Genomic DNA, 24,024 nt, shown 5'->3' with positions numbered 1-24,024 from the left:
AAATTGTCATCACGGCGCGCATTATGCCGTGGGTTGTCGAGAGCTTCTTTGATTACGCACAAAGGCCCCGTTCAGTCGATGAACGGGGCCAAGCCTTGCGGCGCATACCTTGTGGGAGCGAGCCTGCTCGCGAAGACGTCGTGTCAGTCAGCCTCTACTTGACTGACCCACCGCTTTCGCGAGCAGGCTCGCTCCCACAGGTTTCCACATCGGTCAGAAGTGGAAGTTGGTGCTCAACAATGCAGTACGGCCCGCCGCCTGGTTGGCGAAGTGGGTCGAGAAGGCTTTGTCGTAGTAGACCTCGTTGGTCAGGTTCTGCACGTTGAGTTGCAGGTCGACGTTCTTGCTCAGCTTGTAGGCGGCCATCGCGTCGTAACGGACATAGGAATCGACCATCGTGGTGTTGGCCACGCTGCCGTAGACGTCGTCGACGTAGAACGCGCCGCCACCGAGGGTCAGCTTCGGCGTGACTTGGTAAGTGGTCCACAGGCTGGCGCTGTTTTTCGGCGTGTTCGGCAACTCGTTACCGTTGTTGGCCTTGTTGGCCGGCAGGTCGCCACCGTCCACCTGTTCGCTGTCCATGTAGGCGTAGCCAGCGAATACTTGCCACTTGTCGGTGATCTTGCCGCTGGCCGACAGCTCGATACCTTGCACGCGGGTCTTGCCGGCGTTTTCGTACGAGGTGGTGTCGACTTGTACGCGAGCGTTTTCTTTCTCGGTGCGGAAGATGTCAGCGGTCAGCGACAGGCGATCGTTCAGCAGATCCCACTTGGTACCGATTTCGTAGTTCTTGGTGGTTTCCGGCTCCATGTCGCTCTTGAGCAGGTTGCCATTGCGGTCCGGAGTGCCGCCCAGCGGGTTGCCTTCCTGGCCTTCGCCGAGGGTGTTGCCCGGTGGCGTCGCGGAGGTTGCGTAGGAGGCGTAGATGCTGCCGTTTGGTGCCGGTTTGTAGACCACGCCGAACTGACCGGTGACGAACTCGCTGGTGTCATCACCCTTGGAAGTGGTGGTGCCTGCTTTGTTGTAGGTCTTGTAGTCGGTATCGAAGTGGTCGTAACGCAGGCCCATGTTCACCAGCCACTGCTCGGACAACTCCAGGGTGTCGAACGAATACAGCGCATAGGTGTTGGCCTTGGTGTCGGTGCCGGCGTAGTTGCGCGAGATCGCGCCGTTCCACGGATCGTTAGGGTTCGGATTCGACAGCGAGGTGCAGTTGTAGCCGCTCGATGCGCCAATCATCGACGGGGTGCAATTGGTGGTCGCGGCGCTGGTGCGCGGCGTGGTGTCAGTGTTGACGTTGTACGAGGATTTCTGGCCTTCCTCGCGGGTGTATTCGACACCGGTGGAGAAGCTGTTCTTGAAACCGGCGACATAGAAATTGCCGAACAGATCAGTCTGATTGGTGGTGGTCTCGGTGTTGCTGACCCGCGTGTTGGCACGGCGCCAGACGCTGCCATTGTTGACGTTGCCCTTGCTGTCGTCCGGCTGAGTCAGGATGTAATCCTGCATGCTGGTGCCGTGCCGCAGGGTGTTCTTGATGGTCAGCGAGTCGCTCAGGTCATGCTCGATGGCGAAAGTCGCGGTGTCGGTGCGGCCCTTGCGGAAGTCCCGATCCAGACCGTAGAAATTGCTGTGATCGCCACCGGCGTACGGCTTGTCGGGGTTGGACTTGGTACGTGCCGCCGAACCACCGGCCGGAATGGTGTAAGGAATGCCCGAGTCCGGGGTGTCGTTGCTTTCCAGATGGTAGTAGTCGAGGTTGACCCGGGTGTCGGTGCCCAGACCAAACGCCAGGGACGGCGCGATACCCCAACGGTCGTAGTCGACCTTGTCGCGACCGGCGACATTGCTCTCGTGGCTCATCAGGTTCAGGCGGCCGGCAGCGGTGTCGCTGAACTGGTAGTTGCCATCCAGGGTGTATCGCTGGGTCTGGTCGGAACCCCAGGTGAAACCACCGTCGAACGAGTTGCCCAGGTGTGCTTTTTTGCTCACCAGGTTGATGCTGCCGCCGGCTGCGCCACGACCGCCGATGGCCGAGTTCGGGCCTTTGCTGACTTCAATGTTCTCCACAGCGAAGATTTCGCGGCTCTGCGAACCGGTGTCGCGCACGCCGTCGAGGTAGGTGTCGCCTTGAGCGTCGAAGCCGCGGATGAACGGACGGTCACCCTGCGGGTTGCCGCCTTCACCGGCACCGAAGGTGATGCCCGGCACGGTGCGCAGCGCGTCCTGCATGTTCAGGGCGCCGGTGTCTTTGAGCACTTGTTGCGGGATGACGGTGACCGAGCGCGGGGTATCGACCAGCGGCGCGGTGTACTTGGGCGAGGAGGCTTTTTCGACCTGGTAGGACGTCGAGTCCTGCGCTTCGCCGGTGATGGCGGTAGCGTCCAGGGCGATGGCATTGCCGGAGGCTTTGCTGTCGGTCTTTTCTGCGGCGAAGACCATGTGGCCAGCGGAACCGGCGGTGATGGCGACACCAATGGCCGAAGCGAGCAGGCGTGGTGAACTGACCGGCAATTGTGCGTGTTGACGTGACATTTTTATTCCCCTCCCCAAGGATTTGAGGTCGCGGAATATAGGGTAAACAGGTATTCGTATCAATTGCGAAACATTGTTATTCGCGACGAATTTACATTCTTTACAATTTAACCTTACGGTTTTTACCGGTTCATCCGTCACGCGGGTTTTACACAGCCAATAAGAATCAATACCATTGGCACCCCTTTACCATCAGGTACGATCGCCATGCTGTTGCACATCCCCGGCCTGTTCGGCAAAGAAGAAGTGCAGCGCATCCGCGAGGCGCTGGAGCAGGCGGATTGGGCCGATGGCAAAATCACCGCCGGCTATCAGTCGGCCAAGGCCAAGCACAATCTGCAACTGCCGGAAGGCCATCCGCTGGCCAAGGAAATCGGTGCCGCGATGCTCGAGCGGCTGTGGAAAAATCCGCAGTTCATGTCCGCTGCGCTGCCGCACAAAGTATTCCCGCCGTTACTCAACTGCTACACGGCGGGCGGCAGTTTCGACTTTCACATCGACAACGCCGTGCGTCAGCCCAAAGGCAGCATCGAGCGGGTGCGCACCGATCTGTCGGCCACGCTGTTTTTCAGTGAGCCCGAGGATTACGACGGCGGCGAACTGGAGATTCAGGACACCTTTGGCACGCAACGGGTGAAACTGCCCGCCGGCGACATGGTGCTGTACCCCGGCACCAGCCTGCACAAGGTCAACGCCGTCAGCCGTGGCGCGCGTTATGCGTCGTTCTTCTGGACGCAGAGTCTGGTGCGCGAAGACAGCCAGCGCGCCTTGCTGTTCGAGATGGACGGGGCGATCCAGCAGCTCACTCAGGACATGCCTGATCACCCGTCGCTGATTCGCCTGACCGGCACCTATCACAACCTGCTGCGGCGCTGGGTTGACGTATGAGTTTTCAACTTCGGCGCGAGGAAGTGCTCGACGTTGCGCAGCTCAGCGCCATGCTCGAAGAAAGTCCGGCGCGTGCGGCGCAGGCGATTCTGCTCGCCGCCGGCCAGGGCATTGTTGAAGCGCAGGCGTTGCTCGGGCAGATCCTGCTCGATGGCCGTGGCATTGCTCAGGATCAAACGTTGGCACTGCGCTGGTTCGCCATCGCCGCCAGGCAAGGGCACTTGATGGCGCGCAACATGCTGGGCCGTTGTCATGAGCATGGCTGGGGATGCGTCGCGAATGCCGCGATTGCCGCGCAGCATTATCGAATCGCCGCTGACGCGGGGCTGGATTGGGCGATGTACAACCTCGCCAATCTGCTGGCGACCGGGCGCGGTGTCATGGTCGATCAGCGTCAGGCATTGGCGTTGTATCGGCGCGCCGCTGAAGCGGGTCATGCGAAGTCAATGAACCTGCTGGGACGGTATCTGGAGGAAGGGCGGGCAGGCCCGATGGATCTGCCAGCAGCACACGACTGGTATCGACGCTCCGCCGAGGGTGGGGATTTTCGCGGGCAGTTCAGTCACGCCGCGATCCTGGCGCAAGCGGGGCGAATCGAAGAGGCGCTGCAATGGCTGCGCAAGGCTTTATGGCTCGGCAATGTGAAGTTCCTGCGCGTCAGCGGCGAATCGCTGCTGGCATCCGCGCATCCGCAGATACGCGCCATGGGCGCCGAGTACCGTCAGCGTCTGGCGGCCCTTGACGCCGAGGCGCCTGCTCTCCATCAGTAATCGAGGGCAGGCGCCTTCGATCACCCGCGTAACCAGCGTCCCTGCAGCGGTATCAGGTAATTGCGCAGGGACTGGCTGTGTTCCAGCAATCGTTCGCCACGCCGCAGAACGTCTTCATTCGGCACAGCCGTGACCGCACCGAGAAACGCGGAAAACGCAGCCGTCAGTTTGCCGGCCTCACTGACATAGGTTTGCTGGTGTGGCACAACCTTCTGGGTATCTTTCAACTGGCGGGTCTTGTCGTCGTTGTCGCGCAGTTGCCTGGCCAGCGACGCCACGCGCTCCTCGCGTTGTGCAAGGCGCGTCTGGATGATCTGACGCGCCTTGATCAGATCCTTGTATTTGATCAGCTCGTTGGCTTCGTCGAGAAACTTGTTGGCGATAATCAGTCCGGCCTCCAGCGCCGCCGCCTCAGGGGTTGTCGGTTTGTTGCCGATGATCGCCTTCAGTTGTTCAAGCAATGGCTTGATTCGATCAATGAATGTCAGCTTTTCGAACTCGGCAATGGCCAGATTCAGAACGGTTTCATCGTCTTTCAATTCGGCCAGCGGGATTTTCTCGGCGTCGTACTCTTGGGTCAGACTGATTTTGGCCGCAGCCAATTCTTCAAGTCGGAAACGATTGTTGCTGATGGCGATGCTCTGCACGCCGAACACACCGTTGTGCAGTGAAGCGTGCAACCTGGTCATGTGTTCAGCGCATAGCTTGATCAGTTGCGTGACGATGTGCGAATACTGCTGGCGTGCTTTTTCAACCTGAGCACTCGGTTCACTGGCGTTGAGGCTGGCCAGTGCCTGCAGGTTTTCGTTCAGGTCGTCGGTCTCCAGCGCTGTAATTGCCGAAGTGAAGATATTCGCGGCCGTAAGATCAAGGTCGCTGACGGCGGCATTCAAAGCGATCAACTCATCGCTCAAGGCTTTGATATACAGGTTGGCAGAGCCAACGAGCGCTTGATAACGAATTGCCTCGCGGCTTTCTTGAATACGGCCGAGGTCAGGCTGGGCGTAAATAAGGTTGGTCATGATGAATATTTCCTGAATGATTGGATGGTGTCAGTCGAATGCGTGGATGAGTTGATTCGCGTTGGCTTGAACGGTTTTCCAGTTTTTAATAACAATCTTGAAACTGGAGACAAAACTTCTGAGGGTCAGAAATTCGTGCATACCCATGACTTTATTTTGCGAAGCATTGATGTAGTCAGTAATGGAGATCCATAGCGTCTCCAGTTGCGAGGTACTCTGGATGGCTCCTTCGACATACAGCGACATGCTGTCCAGACCCGACTGGAATTCCAGAAGCGTGCCGGCCAGGATGTTGGTTTGTTTGATCTGCTCCGCGAGTTGATCTCGCTGGGCGATCAATGGGCGTAAATGGGTACTCTGCTGAAGTTCGAGCGTTTTGTAATAAACGCTCGAGCCGAGGGGGCCGCCTTGGTAAGCGGTGAAAAAACCAAGAATGTGATCAAAAAAATCCGGCGCCGTCTCGCGGGTTTTTTCCTGTATGAGTTTGTTCGCCCGATCAATCGAAACGTTCAATTCGGTCAGTTGTCGGTTGAGTTGCGCATCGCCGGCCAAACGTAGTTTTTCGCCAATACTCACGGCAACGTTGTCGTTAAGGTCGGTCCTGAAATACTTCAAACGTTCGCTGACATCCAGACTGCTGAGCTGCTTCTCGCTGATCGATCTTGCAATGAATGCGAGAGATTCCTGAATGGAGCCAAATCGATTCTTTTCTGCCGTGCCGATCTCCAGTGGCGGGAGTCTGGTTATTTCTTCTTCGCTCAGCGAGTCGATGGTGCCCAGGTAATTTATGTAGCCCGGCATCGTCACGATGGCGTCGATAATTTCCTGACCAAAACTTTCCAGGTCCTCCGAAAAGGTCGAGAGACTTCCGGCCACACGCTTCATCGAATACTCGATATCGATCCACGAATTGGCATTGTTGATGATCGTATGATTAAGCTGAACAATGTCAGTAAGTTCCAGGCCGGTAATGCCGGTGTGTTTGGTTTTTAATTGGCGTTCTACATCTTCGACATTGCGTGGCAATGCTTTGGCGGCAGAGATGTAGTTCTTTATTTTTCGAATGTCGTCCTTGGTGATGAGCGGATTTGGACTGGGTTGCACTTTTTAATTCCTTGAGTGGTTGTAAGAGTCTCAAGGTTAATATTGCTTTTGCTTGTGAGTATAGGCATTGAGTGTGACTTCTTGTTGTTTATTATTTGTCGTTTTTTGAAATCTCTTGCATAAGTGGTGGATGAGTTTTGGTTGTTCGGGATGTGTGTATTTTTTAATATTTAACGGCTTGTGGGTATTTGTTTTCGTGAACTAAGTTGAATGGCAGATTATCAATAGGAGCGCTCACAGAGAAATTTGCGATTGCTAAAGGGGGAGGTTGACGACCCTGCAGACGCTGACGACGTTCGTGAAGACAGGGAGGCTGAATTGTCGGCTATTGGCAAAAAGATCCGTGCGCAGTTGACCCGTATCGAGTCATGGCTGCGCCAATAAAAAAAGGCCCATGAAAACATGGGCCTTTTTTCAATCGACGTGGGTTACACGTAGAACGATTTCAGCGGCGGGAAGCCATTGAATTCGACGGCGCTGTAACTAGTGGTGTAGGCACCGGTCGACAGCCAGTACAGACGATCACCGATCGCCAGGTTCAGTGGCAGGCCGTACTTGTAGTTCTCGTACATGATGTCGGCGCTGTCGCACGTTGGACCGGCGATCACCACTTCTTCCATCTCGCCTTTCTTCTCGGTCCAGATCGGGAACTTGATTGCTTCGTCCATGGTTTCGATCAGCCCGGAGAACTTGCCCACATCGGTGTAGACCCAACGCTCGACGGCGGTGCGCGATTTACGTGCGACCAGTACCACTTCGCTGACCAGAATGCCGGCGTTGGCGATCAGCGAACGGCCCGGTTCCAGAATGATTTCCGGCAGGTCATCACCGAAGTCTTCTTTCAGGAAACGGATGATTTCTTCGGCGTAGGTTTCCAGGCTGTTGGTACGGGTGATGTAGTTGGCCGGGAAGCCACCGCCCATGTTGATCAGCTTCAGGTGGATACCGTCTTCTTCCTTCAGGCGCTCGAAGATCACTTTGACCTTGGCGATCGCCGCGTCCCAGACGCTGATGTCGCGCTGCTGCGAACCGACGTGGAACGAGATGCCGTAAGGCACCAGACCGAGGTCGCGGGCGAGGATCAGCAGGTCCATGGCCATGTCGGTCTGGCAGCCGAACTTGCGCGACAGCGGCCAGTCAGCGGTGGTCGAGCCTTCGGTGAGGATGCGCACATAGACTTTCGAACCCGGCGCGGCTTTGGCGATGTTGCGCAGGTCGGCTTCGGAGTCGGTGGCGTACAGGCGCACGCCCTTCTCGAAGAAGTAGCGGATGTCCTTGGACTTCTTGATGGTGTTGCCGTAGCTGATCTGATCCGGGCTGACGCCACGGCTCAGGACTTTGTCCAGCTCATAGATGGAGGCGATATCAAAGCTCGAGCCTTTCTCTTTGAGCAGGTCGATGATCTCGACAGCCGGGTTGGCCTTGACCGCGTAGTAGACCTTGGCGAATTCGAAACCGGCGCGCAGGTCATCGTAGGCCTGGGCGATCATCGCGGTGTCGATCACCACGAAAGGGGTTTCCTGTTTGTCGGCGAACGCCTTCATTTTCTGAAAGGTTTCGCGCGCGAAATAGTCTTCGACCTGGATCGACATGCTGGAGTGCTCCTATGGGCAAACGGGTAAAAACATGGGTGTAAATGAACGTCCTCCGTATCCCCACTTTGGTTCGCCTACTTCCCAAGGCATGTCGCCGAAAGCAAAAAGGCCACGGGCGTAACTGCCCTTGGCCTTGCTGTCTCGTCGTCAGTACTTGAGCCGGATGGATCGTTTCCAGCATGGACGTTCGGCGCGAACTTTAGGGCGTGAGGGGCCTGAGATCAACTAAAAATGTCGCGTTTTTGCACGCTTCTGACGTACGTCGCGGATATCACTCTTTGTAGCCGACCGAGATGACGGACAGATGTTCCCCACCAATTTTCATGTGTTAAAAATACCTGCACGTTCGGCGCTTTTGTCAGCTAACTCAAGGGCAAGTACGTTAGGCGCAACATCGGCGACGTTGGCGGCGAGAGGTGGGTGTGAGGGGGATTTTGATAAATATGGCGGGTGCTTTAGGAGTGCCAGAGCTCACCTCGGTGTTGATATTCTTTTCCAGTCTTTGAATACACAAAAAAACTGTGGCGAGGGAGCTTGCTCCCGCTGGACTGCGAAGCAGTCCCCGCTTTTTTAAAAGCAGGGCCGCTTCGCGACCCAGCGGGAGCAAGCTCCCTCGCCACAGGGTAGATGTTCGACCTTTTAATTGATCAGGCGACCACGGCCTCAGCCGGCGAAACGATATTGGTCTTCATGCCCCGCGAACGTCCCGAGCTCAGGTAAGCCGCAATCGACTCCTGCGTCACCTCGCCAAGGAACACTCGTTCGGCATCCATCACCGGCAGCCACGAACGATTGAACTCGTACATGCGCGACAACAGGATGCGCAGGTGCTCGTCGTACGCTGCAGTGGCGTTGAACTCACGGAGGAATTGCGCGCAGGTGCCGGTCTGGCGATGCAGGTCGCGGCGTCGCACATAACCCAGCGCCTTGTTCTCGGCACAGGTGACCACCACGTAGCGGCGGTCATGCTCGTCCATCAACTCCAGCGCATCGGCCACCGGGGTTTCCGGACTGACCGACGGGGCGTTGTCCGCCGCGTCTTCAGCCTTCACCAGCAGCAGACGCTTGAGGGTGCTGTCCTGGCCGACGAAGTTGCTGACGAAGTCGTCTGCCGGGTGCGCGAGCAGGGTGTCCGGGTGATCGATCTGCAGCAGCTTGCCGGCGCGGAAGATCGCGATCTTGTCACCGAGTTTGATCGCTTCGTCGATGTCGTGGCTGACCATGATCACGGTCTTGTTCAGCGCGCGTTGCATCTCGAAAAACTCGTTCTGGATCATCTCGCGGTTGATCGGGTCGACCGCGCCGAACGGCTCGTCCATCAGCAACAGTGGCGCATCGGCCGCCAGCGCACGGATCACACCGATGCGCTGTTGCTGACCACCGGACAGTTCACGCGGGTAGCGATGCAGATACTGCTTGGGTTCCAGCTTGATCATGCTCATCAGTTCGCGGGCGCGGTCGTGGCATTTCTGTTTGTCCCAGCCGAGCAGTTTCGGCACCACGACGATGTTCTCTTCGATGGTCATGTTCGGGAACAGACCGATCTGCTGGATCACGTAGCCGATGTTGCGGCGCAAGGTCACTTCGTCGAGGTCGGTGGTGTCTTCGCCGTTGATCAGGATCTTGCCCGAGGTCGGTTTGATCAGACGGTTGATCATTTTCAGCGTGGTGCTTTTGCCGCAACCCGATGGCCCGAGGAACACACAGATTTCGCCTTCATTGACGGTCAGGCTCACCGAGTCCACGGCTTTGACATCTTTGCCGTTGCTCTGGAAGGTCTTGCTGAGGTTTTGAAGTTCGATCATTTGAGGAGTCCTTTTGGAGTCAGCGTACGTTGCAGCCACTGCAGGAGAAGGTCGGCGAAGATCGCCAGAAGACTGACCAGCAGCGCGCCGACGATCAGCATCGACATGTCGCTGCGGCTGATGGAGGCGAGGATCAGCACACCGAGGCCACCGGCGCCGATGGTCGCGGCGATGGTCATCACGCCGATGTTCATCACCACCGCAGTACGCACGCCAGCGAGGATCACCGGCACCGCAATCGGCAGCTCGACCATGCGCAGGCGCTGGCCGAAGGTCATGCCGATGCCGCGCGCGGCTTCACGGATACCCGGCTCAACGCCAGTCAGGGCGAGGTAGGTGTTGCGCATGATCGGCAGCAGCGAATAGAGGAACACGGCGGTGATCGCCGGCATCGGCCCCAGGCCCTGGCCGAATTTGGAATAGAACGGCAGCAGCAGGCCGAACAGCGCAATCGACGGCACGGTCAGCAACACTGTGGCGCTGGCTTGCAAGGGACCTGCGAGTGTCGGGAAGCGCGTCATCAGAATGCCCAGCGGCACGCCGATGAGAATCGCCAATGTCACCGCGATGCCGACCAGGGTGATGTGCTGCCAGGTCAGGTGCATCACCTGCTGCCAGTCGAGGTGGGAAAAGGCGTTCAGAAATTCCATGACTTTTCCTCCTTAGTTGAGTGGATGCTGGCGCAGGAAATCGGCGGCCACTTTCGATGGGCTTTCGTGATCGACGTCGACCCGCGCGTTGAGCTGGCGCATGGTTTCGTCGTCGAACAGTTGCGCCAGCGGCTTGAGTTGCTCGGCCAGTTGCGGGTGCGCGTCGAGGTAGGCCTGGCGCACCACGGGCGCGGCGGTGTAGTCGGGGAAGTAGTGCTTGTCGTCTTCCAGCAGTTTCAGGCCGAACGCATTCAGGCGGCCGTCGGTGGTGTAGACCAGACCGGCAAACACCTGGCCATTGCGCAGCGCGGTGTAGACCAGCCCCGCGTCCATCTGCCGGATGTTCTTGCGGGTCAGGTTCATGTCGTAGAGCTTGACCATGCCGTCCAGACCGTCGGAACGGTTGGCGAACTCGGTGTCCAGCGCCACCAGGTGATTGGTCTTGGCCTCATCGCGCAGCACCTTGTCCAGGTCGCTGATGGTGTTGATCTGCGGATACTCCTCGGCGACTTTTTTCGGCAGGGCGAGGGCGTAGGTGTTGCTGAATTTCGACGGGGTCAGCCAGACCAGGCCTTTTTTCGCGTCGAGTTCTTTGACCCGGGCGTAGGACTGTTCGCTGTCGAGTTTCTCGGTGACATGGTTGTAGGCCACCAGCGACACTCCGGTGTATTCCCAGAGCATGTCCAGTTGACCGCTTTCGTGGGCGCTGCGGGCGAGGTTGCTGCCCAGACCGCCGGTGATCTGCGCGTCGTAGCCTTTGCTGCGCAGGTATTGCGCGGTGATTTCCGCGAGCAGGGTCTGCTCGGTGAACACCCGGGCGCCGAGGCGAATAACCGGTTTGTCGGCGGCTTGGGCCAGTCCTGCAAACAGCAGGAAGCAGCTCAAGATCAAGCTAAATCGTTTCATAACTATTCCTTCGCAAAAGCCTTAAGACGGGCGCAGACCGCGTTCCAGCCAGAGACGGCTGGCGAGGGTGACGACGCCATCGAGCAGCAGGGCCAGCAACGCGGTACACGCGGCGCCGAGCAGCAGTTGCGGCTGATTGTTCAGGGCGATGCCAGGGAAGATCAGGCTGCCGAGGCTGTTGGCGCCGATCAGGAAGGCCAGCGGCGCGGTGCCGACGTTGATCGCCAGCGCCACGCGCACGCCACCGATGATGATCGGCACGGCGTTAGGCAATTCGACTTTCCACAGCACCTGGCGCGGGGTCATGCCGATGCCGACGGCGGCTTCTTTGAGCGACCCCTGAACGTTTTTCAGGCCTTCGTAGGTGTTGCGCACAATTGGCAACAGAGAAGCGAGGAACAAAGCGAAGATCGCCGGACCACTGCCGATGCCGAGAATCCCCAGGGCAATCGCCAGTACCGCCAGCGGAGGCACGGTGTTGCCGATATTGAAGATTTGCATGAAGCGTTCAGCGCGGCCGACCATGCTCGGGCGGCTGAGAAAGATACCGGCGGGGATGCCCACGACCAGGGCGGCCAGCATTGAAGCGAGGACGAGAATCAGATGAGCTTGCAGGTAAAACAACAAATCGTCGCGGTAGTGTTCGATCGTGTTGATGCCGATCCAGTGGACCAGCAGGGCCAGGAGCGCGATCACCACCGCACCTCCCATCAGCCCTTTGCCATAGCGGATAGCCACAGGCGGACTCCTTTTTTTGTAGTCGGCGAGCGCAGCTCCGTGTGGCAAGGCCATTCCTGGCTGCCGAAGTCAGCGTTCGCGAAAAGTAGCCGTTTTTCAGGACCGGCAAAGCGATCTGAAAGCGAGCCATGAGCGCAGCCTCGTCAGGCTAACTTGCTGATTTTTCAGCCCCTGACGAAATGTCGTAACAGGGGATGGACGTCTCCGTGCTTTAAAAGGTTCCCACGTTAGACACTGTTTGGCCACCTGTATGAGCTGCCGCAGGCTGCGATCTTTTGATTTTGTTCTTGAGAGCAAGATCAAAAGATCGCAGCCTGCGGCAGCTCCTACAGGGTTTTGCGCGGCCGAGGGACGGTGGTTCGGCGGTTACTTTTTAAGCTATACTCGCCGCCCTTTTTTGAATCACCGCCAGGCGATTTCCCATGACCAACCAGGCCGCCGAAGTCGCGAAACGCCGCACTTTCGCCATTATTTCCCACCCCGATGCCGGTAAAACCACGATCACCGAAAAGCTCCTGTTGATGGGCAAGGCGATTGCAGTGGCCGGTACGGTGAAATCCCGTAAATCCGACCGCCATGCGACATCCGACTGGATGGAGATGGAGAAGCAGCGGGGTATTTCCATTACAACGTCGGTCATGCAGTTCCCGTATCGCGAACACATGATCAACCTGCTCGACACCCCGGGCCACGAAGACTTCTCCGAAGACACCTACCGCACCCTGACCGCAGTCGACTCGGCGCTGATGGTGCTCGACGGCGGTAAAGGCGTCGAGCCACGGACCATCGCCCTGATGGACGTCTGCCGTCTGCGTGACACGCCGATCGTCAGTTTCATCAACAAACTCGACCGTGACATCCGCGACCCGATCGAACTGCTCGACGAAATCGAAGCCGTTCTGAAGATCAAGGCGGCGCCGATCACCTGGCCGATCGGTTGCTACCGCGACTTCAAGGGCGTGTACCACCTGGCCGACGACTACATCATTGTCTACACCGCCGGTCACGGTCACGAACGCACTGAAACCAAGATCATCGAGAAACTCGACTCCGACGAGGCGCGTGCGCATCTGGGCGACGAGTACGAGCGCTTCCTCGAACAGCTGGAACTGGTGCAGGGCGCCTGCCATGAGTTCAACCAGCAGGAGTTCCTCGACGGTCAACTGACTCCGGTGTTCTTCGGTACCGCACTGGGCAACTTCGGGGTCGACCACGTGCTCGACGCCGTTGTGGACTGGGCGCCGCGTCCTTTGCCTCGTGTTGCCAACGAGCGCACCGTCGAGCCGGTGGAAGAGAAGTTCTCGGGCTTCATCTTCAAGATCCAGGCGAACATGGACCCGAAACACCGCGACCGTATCGCTTTCATGCGTATCTGCTCCGGCAAGTACGAGAAAGGCATGAAGATGCGCCATGTGCGTACGGGCAAGGACGTGCGCATCGGCGACGCCCTGACGTTCTTCTCTTCCGAGCGTGAACAGCTGGAAGAGGCGTACGCCGGCGACATCATCGGTCTGCACAACCACGGCACGATCCAGATCGGCGACACCTTCAGCGAAGGCGAAGTCCTCGGTTTCACCGGCATCCCGCACTTTGCGCCGGAACTGTTCCGTCGCGTACGTCTGCGTGATCCGCTGAAGTCCAAGCAATTGCGTCAGGGTCTGCAGCAGTTGGCTGAAGAGGGCGCGACTCAGGTGTTCTTCCCGGAGCGCAGTAACGACATCATTCTTGGCGCCGTCGGTGTGCTGCAGTTTGATGTGGTCGCCAGTCGTTTGAAGGAGGAATACAAGGTCGAGTGCTCATATGAGCCGATCACTGTTTACTCGGCGCGCTGGATCGAATGCAGCGACAAGAAGAAGCTTGAGGAGTTTTCCAACAAGGCGGTGGAGAACCTCGCGCTGGATGGCGGTGGGCACCTGACCTACCTGGCGCCGACGCGGGTTAACCTGGCGTTGATGGAAGAGCGTTGGCCGGATGTGAAATTCCGTGCGACGCGTGAGCATCATTAAGCGCTGAGCTGGTTTGTTCGAAAGCCCCTGAGGTGTAGGCCTTGGGGGTTTTTTTTGGGGCTTTGTCTTGGCGGCCTTTGGGCCGGCCAGGCTTCGGGTGGTTTTGGGTGTATATCCGTTTTTTCGGTGATGGCGGCTTAGGGTTTCGCCCTGACGGCGACTCACTTTTTTGACAAACGCCTCAAAAAAGTAAGCAAAAAAAGGCTTGCTCCTGCGTTCGGCCCGCTCGCTGGGGCTCGGGGTCCCTTCGTTGCGGGATTGATCCGGGCGCAGCGCCTACGGTTTGCTTCGCTGCACCTCCTCTCGCTGTGTTTGGCTGCGCCAAACGGTCGCTGCGCTCCCACCCCCGGATCAATCCCTCCACTCAGCCTTCCGATGTCGCCCGTGGATCAAGATCAAAAGCGGTACTTGAGCTAACGCTCATCGTGTTGAGTGGTGAGGAGCAAGAGCGGTGCGCGTTCTGCTCTTGCTCTTGTGTGGGAGCTGGCTTGCCAGCGATGGCGGCCTGTCAGCCGACCAATCTCCCACTGAAGTCACTCAATTTCCCTGTGGGAGCGAGCCTGCTCGCGAAGGCGCCCTGCCAGCCAACCGTTCTCCAAATAAATACCCCAATCCATTGTGAGAGCTGGCTTGCCAGCGATGGCGGCCTGCGAGCCGACCAATCTCCCGCTGAAGTCACTCAATTTCCCTGTGGGAGCGAGCCTGCTCGCGAAGGCGCCCTGCCAGCCAACCGTTCTCCAAATGAATACCCCAATCCGTTGTGGGAGCTGGCTTGCCAGCGATGGCGGCCTGGGAGCCAACCATTTTCTAATCGAACTGAGCGACCGAGGGCTGCGATCTTTTGGACTTGAAACGCGAAGTCAAAAGATCGCTGCCTACGACAGCTCCCACAGGGTTGTAGGGCGACTCTGTATTTTCAGATATCGATGTTCTTGAGCGCGACAACCGGTGTGCTGGGCGTTAGTGTTTCAGGTCCCCGCCAGTCGCTTTGAGAGGTCAATGGAATGACGCGCAACCTCGTCCATCTGCTGCGCCCCAACGGCTATTTCAGCCTGATGGCCTGGGTGCTTGCGGCGCTGCTGTTCATTAATCGCTTGAGCAGCATGGTCAAATTGTTCATGGCGCTGTATCTGCGTCAGGAGCTGGGGCTGGCGATCGAGACGGTGGGCTGGCTGTTGTCGGCTTACGGAGCCGGGTTGTTGATTGGTTCGATGCTCGGTGGGTTGCTCAGTGATCATGTGCGGACGGCGCGGCTGACCGCCGCGTTGTTCTTTGTTTCCATGTGGGTGTTGATCCTGTTGGGGCTGGTGACGCAGGTGGCGTTGCTGGCCGTGTTGCTGTTGCTCAGTGGTGCCGTCGACGGGGCGATTAGAACGCTGCATCAACGGCTGATCATGGAGTATTGCGAGCCTGCGCAGCGCTCCCGTGCTCAAGCCTTGAGCCGGGTGGCGCGAAACCTTGGTATGGCGGCTGCCGGGGTGGCCGGCGGGGTGTTGGCGCAGACGGATTTCCGTTGGGTGTTTTTTGTCAGTGCGGCGATGACGCTGCTCGCGTTGCTGTGGTTTGTGCGCACCACCTGGCGCCGCGTGGTACTCAAGCCCGATGAGGTGACCGAAGCTGGCACTCGTACACCGTTGCGCGACGCGGCATTCCTCTGGCTGCTCGGTGCGGCCGTGTTGCTGGGGATGGCCTTCGACACGGTTTACAGCACGCTGGGCAACTATCTGCGCGATTACTACCACTTGAGCACCGAGGCCATCGGCTGGCAGTTCGGGCTTAACGCGATGCTGGTGGTGGCGCTGCAGATCCCGCTTACGCACTGGGGCGAGCGCTGGGGCTTGCGTCGGCAATTGCTCGCGGGTTGTGTGTTGTTGGCGGTCGGGTTGGGGATGTTGCCGTTTGGCTCCGGCTTGTTTTACGTGTGTCTGTCGACGGTGATCTGGACCTTGGGTGAAGCTTTTTTCATGCCGCCGCTGAATGTGCTGGTCATGCGGCACGCGCAGGGTGGCAAAAGCGGCCAGTATTTCGGTCTGTTTTTCATGAGCTGGAGCGCCAGTGCATTGTTGTCGCCGGTGTTGAGTGGTCAGCTGTATGGGCACTTCGGCGGCCACAGTGTATGGCTTGCGAGCGCGACACTGGCGTTGTTGACCTTGCCGCTGATCTGCCTGGCGACGCGCTCGTCGACCCAGGCCAAAGCGCTGGCCACCAGCGAACGCACGGCCTCGCTTAGCTGATTCGGTTATAGCGGTTATTCGCAAGTGATCTCTCGTACCAGGGCATTTCCCGGGGTTGGTCAGCGTCCTATCTGGTGAACCGGACTGATCGGAACTAGATTTCATTCAGCGCCGGATCGGCACCCCAGGCTTCAACCACGAAAGGATGGAAATGGCTATGAGCATTTTTCAACGCATTGTGCTGTTGCTTAAGGTTTTGGTGATGTTGACGCTTGGCACTACGGCGGCGTGGGCAAGTTCTGCCACACCATCACAGGGGTTTAACGCAGCCCACGGGCAAGCCGGTGTGGTCATGCTGGCCAAGTCTGAATCCGAACCGGGCGATCAGGATCAGGGCGGCAGCAAGGATGATGACGACTCGACCACTGACGAGCCGGACACTGACGATGACGAAGGCGACAGCCAGTCGTAAAGCGCCGGTAAAAGAAAACCCCTTCTTCCCCGACTGATGCGCAATCGGGGGAGAAGAGGTTTGGGTTAACACACTATTTCCGGATAAACACGATTCCTGCAGGAGCTGCCGCACGCTGCGATCTTTTGATCCTGATGCTGAAAATCAACAGATCGCAGCCTCGTTTCACTCGACAGCTCCTACAGGTTTTGTATCGGTCTCCGGTTGCCTACGCGGCGCCATCGAGGAACTGTTCGGCGTAGTGGCAAGCCACCTGCCGGTTGTCGAGCTGGCGCAGGGCCGGCTCTTCAGTGCTGCAACGCTCGGTCGCGTACGGGCAGCGCTTGTGGAACGCACAGCCCGGTGGCGGGTTCAGCGGGTTAGGCAGTTCGCCGACAATCTTGATTTTCGGCTTGTCCGGATCCGGATGGATCGTGGGTGTCGCCGACAACAAGGCCTGAGTGTAAGGGTGCAGAGGTCGGGTGTAGATGTCCTCTTTCGGGCCCATTTCCACCGGACGGCCGAGGTACATCACCAGCACCGAGTCGGCGACATGCCGCACCACCGCCAGGTTGTGCGAGATGAACACGTAGGCGGTGTTGAACTCCTGCTGCAGGTCCATGAACAGGTTCAGCACCTGCGCCTGAATCGATACGTCGAGCGCCGAGGTCGGTTCGTCCGCCACCAGCACTTTCGGTTGCAGCATCATCGCCCGCGCCAGGGCAATACGCTGACGCTGACCGCCAGAGAACATGTGCGGATAGCGCTGGTAGTGCTCGGGACGCAAGCCGACCTGCTTCATCATCGCCTGGACTTTCTCGCGACGCTCGGTAGCACTCAGGTTGGTGTTGATCAGCAGTGGCTCGGCCAATTGATCACCGATTTTCTGCCGCGGGTTCAACGACGCGTACGGGCTCTGAAACACCATCTGTACGTCTTTGCGCAGTTGCTTGCGCTGGGCCTTGTCGGCGCCGGCGACTTCTTGCCCGGCAATTTTCAGCGAGCCGGAAGACGGCTCTTCAATCAGGGTCAGGGCGCGGGCGAGGGTGGATTTGCCGCAACCCGATTCGCCTACGACAGCGAGGGTCTTGCCGGCTTCCAGTTCGAACGACACGCCGTTGAGGGCGCGCACGGTCGCGTGGCCCTTGAACAGGCCACGGGAGACTTCGTAGTGACGGGTCAGGTCGCTGGCGGTAAGTACGACGGCCATTACGCCACCTCCTGGTTCAGCGGGTAGAAGCAACGGGCGAGGCTGTTGGCTTTCGGATCAAGGGCTGGACGCTGCACGCGGCAGCTGTCCTGCACGTACGGGCAGCGCGGCGACAGCAGGCAACCCTGCGGACGGTCGTAGCGGCCTGGAACGATGCCCGGCAGGGTCGACAGGCGCTCGGCGCCCAGACTGTGCTCGGGAATCGCCTTGAGCAGCGCTTCGCTGTAAGGGTGTGCCGGGATGTCGAACAGTTGCGGCACCTGACCGACTTCTACCGCTTGGCCTGCGTACATCACACAGACGCGCTGGGCGGTTTCGGCCACGACCGCGAGGTCGTGAGTGATCAGCACCAGGCCCATGTTCTGTTCTTTCTGCAACGCCAGCAGCAGATCCATGATCTGCGCCTGAATCGTCACGTCCAGCGCCGTGGTCGGTTCGTCGGCGATCAGCAGTTTCGGCTCGCCGGCAATCGCCATGGCAATTGCCACACGCTGGCTCATGCCGCCGGACAGTTGGTGCGGGTAGGCGTCCATGCGGCTGGCGGCGCCCGGAATTTCCACTTTCTCCAGCAGTTCGATGGCGCGTTTGCGCGCTTGCTTGCCGGACATTTTCAGGTGCAGGCGCAGCACTTCTTCGATCTGGAAACCGACGGTGTAGCTCGGGTTGAGCGCGGTCATCGGATCCTGGAACACCATCGACAGGTCTTTGCCGACGATTTGCCGACGCTGACGATTGCTCAGCTTGAGCATGTCTTTGCCGTCGAAGCTGAGCGAGTCGGCAGTGACGATGCCGGGATGCTCGATCAGCCCCATCAGCGCCATCATGGTCACGGATTTACCCGATCCCGACTCGCCAACGATGGCCAGGACTTCGCCCTTGTCGACTTTCAGGTCGAGGCCATCGACCACGGGCGTCGCGTTCTTGTCGCCGAAGCGGACGTTGAGATTCTTGATTTCTAGCAGTGACATGGGAATCTCCTCAGGCGGCGTTCTTGAGTTTCGGGTCCAGCGCATCGCGCAGACCGTCGCCCATCAAGTTGATTGCCAGCACGCTGAGCAAAATGGTCAAACCAGGCAGACTCACCACCCACCAGGCACGTTCGATGTAGTCGCGGGCCGAGGCCAGCATGGTGCCCCACTCAGGGGTTGGCGGTTGTACGCCAAGGCCGAGGAAGCCCAGCGCCGCCGCGTCGAGAATCGCCGAAGAGAAACTCAGGGTGGCCTGCACGATCAGCGGCGCCATGCAGTTGGGCAGCACGGTGATGAACATCAGGCGCGGCAGACCGGCACCGGCCAGGCGCGCGGCGGTGACGTAGTCGCGGTTCAGTTCGCCCATCACGGCGGCACGGGTCAGACGCACGTAGGACGGCAGCGAAACCACGGCGATGGCGATCACGGTGTTGATCAGGCCAGGGCCGAGGATGGCGACAATCGCCACCGCCAGCAGCAGGGACGGCAGGGCCAGCATGATGTCCATCAGACGCATGATGGTCGGGCCGATCATCTTCGGGAAGAAACCGGCGAACAGACCCAGCAGGATCCCCGGGATCAACGACATCACCACCGACGACAGACCGATCAGCAGCGACAGGCGCGAACCCTGGATCAGCCGCGACAGCAAGTCGCGGCCCAGTTCATCGGTGCCGAGCAGGAACTGCATTTGCCCGCCTTCGAGCCACGCCGGTGGCGTCAGCAGGAAGTCCCGGTATTGCTCGCTCGGGTTATGCGGCGCGACCCACGGCGCGAAGATCGCGCAGAAAATCACCAGCAGCATGAACAGCAGGCCGGCAACCGCGCCCTTGTTCTTCGCGAAGGCTTGCCAGAATTCTTTGTACGGTGACGGATACAGCAGGCTTTGATCCGCGCTTGGGGCGGAAGTGGCTACTGAGGATGTTGGAGTGCTCATGGTATGGACCTCAGCGCTGATGACGGATGCGTGGGTTGGCAAAGCCGTAGAGGATGTCCACTACGAAGTTGACCAGAATCACCAGGCAGGCGATTAACAGGATGCCGTTTTGCACAACCGGGTAGTCCCGGGCGCCGATGGCTTCGATCAGCCATTTACCGATGCCGGGCCAGGAGAAGATGGTTTCGGTCAGGACCGCGCCGGCCAGCAGGGTACCGACTTGCAGGCCGACCACGGTCAGGACCGGGATCAGCGCGTTACGCAGGCCGTGCACGAACACCACGCGCGACGGCGACAGGCCTTTGGCCTTGGCGGTGCGGATGTAGTCTTCACGCAGCACTTCGAGCATCGACGAACGGGTCATCCGCGCGATCACCGCCAGTGGAATGGTGCCGAGCACGATGGCCGGCAGGATCAGGTGATGCAGGGCATCGAAGAACGCGCCCGTGTCATCGGCCAGCAGCGTGTCGATCAGCATGAAGCCGGTGCGCGGCTCGATGTCGTAGAGCAGATCGATCCGCCCGGATACCGGGGTCCAGCCCAGGCTCACGGAGAAGAACATGATCAGGATCAGGCCCCACCAGAAGATCGGCATCGAATACCCCGCCAGGGAGATGCCCATCACCCCATGGTCGAACAGGGAGCCTCGCTTGAGGGCCGCGATCACCCCGGCCAGAAGACCGAGAATGCCGGCGAACAGCAGGGCGGCCATGGACAGTTCCAGGGTCGCCGGGAAGAGGGAGGTGAACTCGGTCCATACGCTCTCACGCGTACGCAGGGATTCGCCGAGATCGCCGTGGGCCAGTTTGCCGATGTAGTCCAGGTACTGGGCATACAGCGGTTTGTTCAGACCAAGGCGTTCCATTGCCTGAGCGTGCATTTCGGGGTCGACCCGACGTTCGCCCATCATCACTTCCACGGGGTCGCCGGGAATCATGCGAATCAACGCGAAAGTCAGCAGGGTGATGCCGAAAAACGTGGGAATCAACAACCCCAGTCGGCGGGCAATAAAACTAAACATCTTGTGTGGTACCTCATCAGCCGGTTAGGCGTGCCCGGCGACCCTGGGGTCAGGGAGGCCGGGAGTTTCTTATCTACTTCACCTGGGTGGTGGCGAAGTTATTCGTGGTCAGAGGGCTGATGTGGTAACCCTCTACGTTATTGCGCATTGCGGTAAACATACGGGTGTGGGCCATGCTGATCCACGGTTGGTCCTGATTAAACAGCACCTGGGCCTGTTCGTAGAGCTTTGCGCGTTCGGCCGGATCTACTTTAGCCCGTGCTTCGTCGAGCAGTGCCTGGAATTTCTCGTTGCACCAGCGCGCGTAGTTTTCGCCGTTCTTGGCCGCTTCGCAACTGAGCATAGGCGTCAAGAAGTTATCCGGGTCGCCGTTGTCGCCCGCCCATCCGGCCGACACCATATCGTGTTCGCCGGCCTTGGCGCGCTTGAGCATCTCGCCCCATTCCATCACACGGATGTCGACCTTGATCCCGACTTTCGCCAGGTCGGCCTGCATCATCTGTGCGCCGAGCATCGGATTGGGGTTGGTCGGGCCGCCGCCGTTACGGGTAAACAGAGTAAACACGGTGCCTTCCGGGACCCCGGCTTCCTTGAGCAAGGCGCGGGCCTTGTCGAGGTCACGTGGCGGGTTCTTCAGGTCGTGGTTGTAGCCCAGCAGGGTCGGCGGGTAGGGGTTGACCGCTACGGTCGCGTTGCCTTTGCCGAACAGGGCGTTGACGTAGGCTTCCTTGTCGAAAGCGATGTCGATCGCTTTGCGGACACGCACGTCGCTCATGTATTTGTGCTGAGTGTTCATGGCGATGTACGAGACGGTCATCGCGTCCAGCTCATCGACCTTCAGGTTGCTGTCTTTCTTGATGCTCGGAATGTCATCCGGCTTCGGATACAGCGCGATCTGGCACTCGTTGGCCTTGAGCTTCTGCAGGCGCACGTTGTTGTCGGTGGCGATTGCCAGGATCAACGCATCAGCCGGTGGCTTGCCACGGAAGTAGTCCGGGTTGGCCTTGAAACGCACCTGCGCATCCTTGGCGTAACGCTGGAAGATGAACGGGCCGGTGCCCACAGGCTTGTTGTTGAGGTCGGCGGTCTTGCCGGACTTGAGCAACTGGTCGGCGTATTCGGCCGGGTAAATCGAGGAAAACGCCATGGCGATGTCGGCCAGGAACGGCGCTTCGCGGCGGGTCAGGGTGAACTTGACCGTGTTGTCGTCGACTTTTTCGACGCTTTTGAGCAGTTCCTTGAAGCCCATGCTTTCAAAGTACGGGAAGCCCACGCTCGACAGTTTGTGCCACGGGTGATTCGGGTCCAGCTGACGCTGGAAGCTCCAGACCACGTCGTCGGCGTTCATGTCACGGGTCGGCTTGAAGTATTCGGTGGTGTGAAACTTGACGCCTTTGCGCAGGTGGAACGTGTAGGTCAGGCCGTCTTCACTGATGTCCCAGGATTCGGCCAGTGCCGGAATCACTTCGGTGGTGCCGGGCTTGAAGTCCGCCAGACGGTTGAAGATCGTTTCGGCCACCGCATCGGCAGTGACTGCAGTTGTGTACTGGACCATATCGAAGCCTTCCGGGCTGGCTTCGGTGCAGACCACCAAGGGTTTGGCCGAGACGCCGATGGCGGCGCTCAACAACACAGCCGTGACGGCCGCACGTAGGGGAAGCATTTTCATCGATAACCCTCTGCAATCGGTTGAAGACAAAAAACCGAACGGCCGACTCGTCATGAGTCAGCCGTCGGTCGGCGGTTTTTACAGGATGTTGAATGGAATCGTGGTCACGAGACGGAACTCGTTGATGCTGCCGTCAGCCTGGTTTTCGCTGGCGCGGTGAGCGGTATAGGTCGCACGAACGGTGGTGGCTTTCAGAGGACCGCTCTGTACGGCATAAGCAGCACCGATGCCGTATTCATAGTGGTGCTCGCCGTCCATCGACTGCACGCCGTCGTAGCCGCCACCCTTGTAGTGAGTGCCGTCGATGCCCCAGCCGCGGGCCTGGTAGATGTTGAACTTCAGGCCTGGCACGCCGTATTCGGCCATGTTCAGACCATAGGCAACCTGGAAGGATTTCTCGTTCGGGCCGTTGAAGTCCGACAGCAGGGAGTTGGCCAGGTAGATGCCGTTGGTTTCGTGCAGGTAGTCGAAGTACTCGTTACCGTTCACTTCCTGGTAAGAGAAGGTCAGGGTATGCGCCTGGTGAGTCAGGCCGAACGACAGGGAGTAGGTATCGTTGTCGATTTCACCCAGTTTTTTCTTACCTTCGTCCACGGTCTTGTAGTAGTTCAGACCGGTGGTCAGAGCCAGAACCGAGCTGTCACCCAGCACGTGGGTGGCGCCGAAGTAGTACTGGTTCCACAGGTCTTCGGCCTGGGTGCCCCAGAGGCTGGTGGTCAGGCTGGCGAACGGCTGGTACGAGATGCCGCCGGTGTGAACGTGGTCGGCCTCGGCATCAATCGCGCCGTATTCGGAGCGAAACTTGCTCAGGCTTTCTTCGGTACGCGGCGAAACGCGGTCGAACGAGGCCAGGTCGAAGGACAGATTGTTCAGCTCTTCGCTGTGGATCGCGATACCTTCGAAGCTCGATGGCAGCGGACGGTTGCCGATCACATCAACCTGCGGGCTGCTGAAGTTCATGCGGCCGGCGGTCAGGGTGGTGTTGGAGATACGCGCCTTGACGTTGGCCAGGCCGACTTTGCTCCACTGGCCCTGGGCTTCGCCGCCTTCACGGGTCAGGGTACGGTTGTTACCTGCGCCTGGACGGGTGCCCGGTGCGCCACCGTTGTTGGACGCCAGGTTCTCGCGGTCACGCTCCAGCGCGATGGCGTTGTACGCTGCCACTTCGGTGCTGAAACCGACGGTGCCTTCGGTGAAGCCCGAGTTGTACTTGACGATGGTGCCTTGCACCCAGTTGATACGGCGATCGGTCGGGGTGGCCACGCCATCCTTGCGATAGGTGAACTTGCCGCCGCGCTTCAGTTGTTCGTTGGCGTACCAGTTGCGGGTCGAGCCGCTGATCGACTGACCTTCGAGGAAGCCGGTGGCTTCAGCCTGGGCGCTCTTCTCGTTAACGGTCACCGGAGTGAACGCCTGGCTTTGGGTTTCCGCGTAAGCCGTGGCGGTGATGCTGCTGATGGCCAAGGCCAATATCGCGGTATTGCTCAGTTTCATGGGTGAAGCTCCTTTACTTTCTTTTTATGCCGGCTTTTTTGGGTGGGCCGGTTATTGGTTTAGAACTCATTCACACATCGC

At 59.0% G+C, this 24,024-nt stretch carries 19 protein-coding genes; 5 read left to right on the top strand and 14 right to left on the bottom strand.

Annotation, left to right across the window (positions count from 1 at the left end; all coding sequences use genetic code 11):
• Nucleotides 1-213: 213 nt before the first annotated feature.
• On the bottom strand, nt 214-2,535 hold the full coding sequence (locus tag L6D63_RS14715) for a TonB-dependent receptor (protein ID WP_131671436.1): 2,322 nt from the start codon (nt 2,533-2,535) through the stop codon (nt 214-216).
• A 207-nt stretch (nt 2,536-2,742) separates the two neighbouring features.
• Between L6D63_RS14715 and L6D63_RS14710 the strand changes: the two genes are divergently transcribed.
• Nucleotides 2,743-3,423: a Fe2+-dependent dioxygenase gene (locus L6D63_RS14710; RefSeq protein ID WP_047291212.1), complete on the top strand. Its 681-nt coding sequence runs from the start codon at nt 2,743-2,745 to the stop codon at nt 3,421-3,423.
• Nucleotides 3,420-4,193, top strand: coding sequence for a tetratricopeptide repeat protein (locus L6D63_RS14705; protein ID WP_131671437.1), 774 nt, complete (start codon nt 3,420-3,422; stop codon nt 4,191-4,193). The genes L6D63_RS14710 and L6D63_RS14705 overlap by 4 nt, the downstream gene beginning before the upstream one ends.
• Nucleotides 4,194-4,213: 20 nt before the next feature.
• On the opposite strand, the gene L6D63_RS14700 is transcribed toward L6D63_RS14705, so the two are convergent.
• The 7 genes from L6D63_RS14700 to L6D63_RS14670 all read right to left on the bottom strand — a co-directional run bounded on the left by L6D63_RS14700 (nt 4,214) and on the right by L6D63_RS14670 (nt 11,986).
• A complete protein-coding gene (locus L6D63_RS14700) occupies nt 4,214-5,215 on the bottom strand; it encodes an alpha-xenorhabdolysin family binary toxin subunit B (protein WP_095667507.1) in 1,002 nt (333 codons plus the stop codon).
• 30 nt (nt 5,216-5,245) lie between these two features.
• Complete coding sequence (locus L6D63_RS14695; protein WP_131671438.1) at nt 5,246-6,319, bottom strand: alpha-xenorhabdolysin family binary toxin subunit A; 1,074 nt, start codon at nt 6,317-6,319, stop codon at nt 5,246-5,248.
• A 428-nt stretch (nt 6,320-6,747) separates the two neighbouring features.
• Nucleotides 6,748-7,911 (bottom strand): type III PLP-dependent enzyme, encoded by a 1,164-nt coding sequence (locus tag L6D63_RS14690; protein WP_047291221.1) that lies wholly within the window; start codon nt 7,909-7,911, stop codon nt 6,748-6,750.
• Nucleotides 7,912-8,561: 650 nt separating this feature from the next.
• Nucleotides 8,562-9,719: an osmoprotectant ABC transporter ATP-binding protein OsmV gene (locus L6D63_RS14685; protein ID WP_047291222.1), complete on the bottom strand. Its 1,158-nt coding sequence runs from the start codon at nt 9,717-9,719 to the stop codon at nt 8,562-8,564.
• A complete protein-coding gene (locus L6D63_RS14680; RefSeq protein ID WP_041066877.1) occupies nt 9,716-10,369 on the bottom strand; it encodes an ABC transporter permease in 654 nt (217 codons plus the stop codon). Before L6D63_RS14680 ends, L6D63_RS14685 begins: the two co-directional genes overlap by 4 nt.
• Nucleotides 10,370-10,381: 12 nt before the next feature.
• Nucleotides 10,382-11,275, bottom strand: coding sequence for a glycine betaine ABC transporter substrate-binding protein (locus L6D63_RS14675; RefSeq protein WP_121183680.1), 894 nt, complete (start codon nt 11,273-11,275; stop codon nt 10,382-10,384).
• A 21-nt stretch (nt 11,276-11,296) separates the two neighbouring features.
• Nucleotides 11,297-11,986, bottom strand: coding sequence for an ABC transporter permease (locus L6D63_RS14670; RefSeq protein ID WP_177327907.1), 690 nt, complete (start codon nt 11,984-11,986; stop codon nt 11,297-11,299).
• Nucleotides 11,987-12,435: 449 nt separating this feature from the next.
• On the opposite strand from L6D63_RS14670, the gene L6D63_RS14665 reads away from it, so the two are divergent.
• From L6D63_RS14665 to L6D63_RS14655, 3 genes are all read left to right on the top strand, one after another.
• A complete protein-coding gene (locus L6D63_RS14665) occupies nt 12,436-14,019 on the top strand; it encodes a peptide chain release factor 3 (protein ID WP_041066884.1) in 1,584 nt (527 codons plus the stop codon).
• Between the two features lie 1,004 nt (nt 14,020-15,023).
• Entirely contained in the window at nt 15,024-16,253 is a 1,230-nt protein-coding gene (locus L6D63_RS14660) for an MFS transporter (protein ID WP_131671439.1), read from the top strand.
• Nucleotides 16,254-16,410: 157 nt separating this feature from the next.
• Complete coding sequence (locus L6D63_RS14655; RefSeq protein ID WP_047291237.1) at nt 16,411-16,665, top strand: hypothetical protein; 255 nt, start codon at nt 16,411-16,413, stop codon at nt 16,663-16,665.
• 208 nt (nt 16,666-16,873) lie between these two features.
• Here L6D63_RS14655 and L6D63_RS14650 read toward each other — a convergent pair whose 3' ends face one another.
• From L6D63_RS14650 to L6D63_RS14625, 6 genes are all read right to left on the bottom strand, one after another.
• Nucleotides 16,874-17,854: a peptide ABC transporter ATP-binding protein gene (locus tag L6D63_RS14650; RefSeq protein WP_236170344.1), complete on the bottom strand. Its 981-nt coding sequence runs from the start codon at nt 17,852-17,854 to the stop codon at nt 16,874-16,876.
• Nucleotides 17,854-18,822: an ABC transporter ATP-binding protein gene (locus tag L6D63_RS14645; protein ID WP_041072769.1), complete on the bottom strand. Its 969-nt coding sequence runs from the start codon at nt 18,820-18,822 to the stop codon at nt 17,854-17,856. Before L6D63_RS14645 ends, L6D63_RS14650 begins: the two co-directional genes overlap by 1 nt.
• A gap of 10 nt (nt 18,823-18,832) precedes the next feature.
• Entirely contained in the window at nt 18,833-19,759 is a 927-nt protein-coding gene (locus L6D63_RS14640) for an ABC transporter permease subunit (RefSeq protein ID WP_041072771.1), read from the bottom strand.
• A 10-nt stretch (nt 19,760-19,769) separates the two neighbouring features.
• The gene (locus tag L6D63_RS14635; protein WP_047291242.1) at nt 19,770-20,780 is read right to left on the bottom strand and encodes an ABC transporter permease subunit; all 1,011 of its coding nucleotides are present in this window, start codon (nt 20,778-20,780) and stop codon (nt 19,770-19,772) included.
• A gap of 73 nt (nt 20,781-20,853) precedes the next feature.
• Nucleotides 20,854-22,449 (bottom strand): ABC transporter substrate-binding protein, encoded by a 1,596-nt coding sequence (locus L6D63_RS14630; RefSeq protein ID WP_047291244.1) that lies wholly within the window; start codon nt 22,447-22,449, stop codon nt 20,854-20,856.
• A 78-nt stretch (nt 22,450-22,527) separates the two neighbouring features.
• A complete protein-coding gene (locus L6D63_RS14625; RefSeq protein ID WP_047291246.1) occupies nt 22,528-23,943 on the bottom strand; it encodes an OprD family porin in 1,416 nt (471 codons plus the stop codon).
• Nucleotides 23,944-24,024: the final 81 nt, after the last annotated feature.

Source organism: Pseudomonas parakoreensis (genome assembly GCF_021602155.1).
Lineage (GTDB): Bacteria > Pseudomonadota > Gammaproteobacteria > Pseudomonadales > Pseudomonadaceae > Aquipseudomonas > Aquipseudomonas parakoreensis.
Note: the sequence above shows the minus strand (reverse complement) of the source record. Positions and strands in the feature narration are given on the sequence as shown.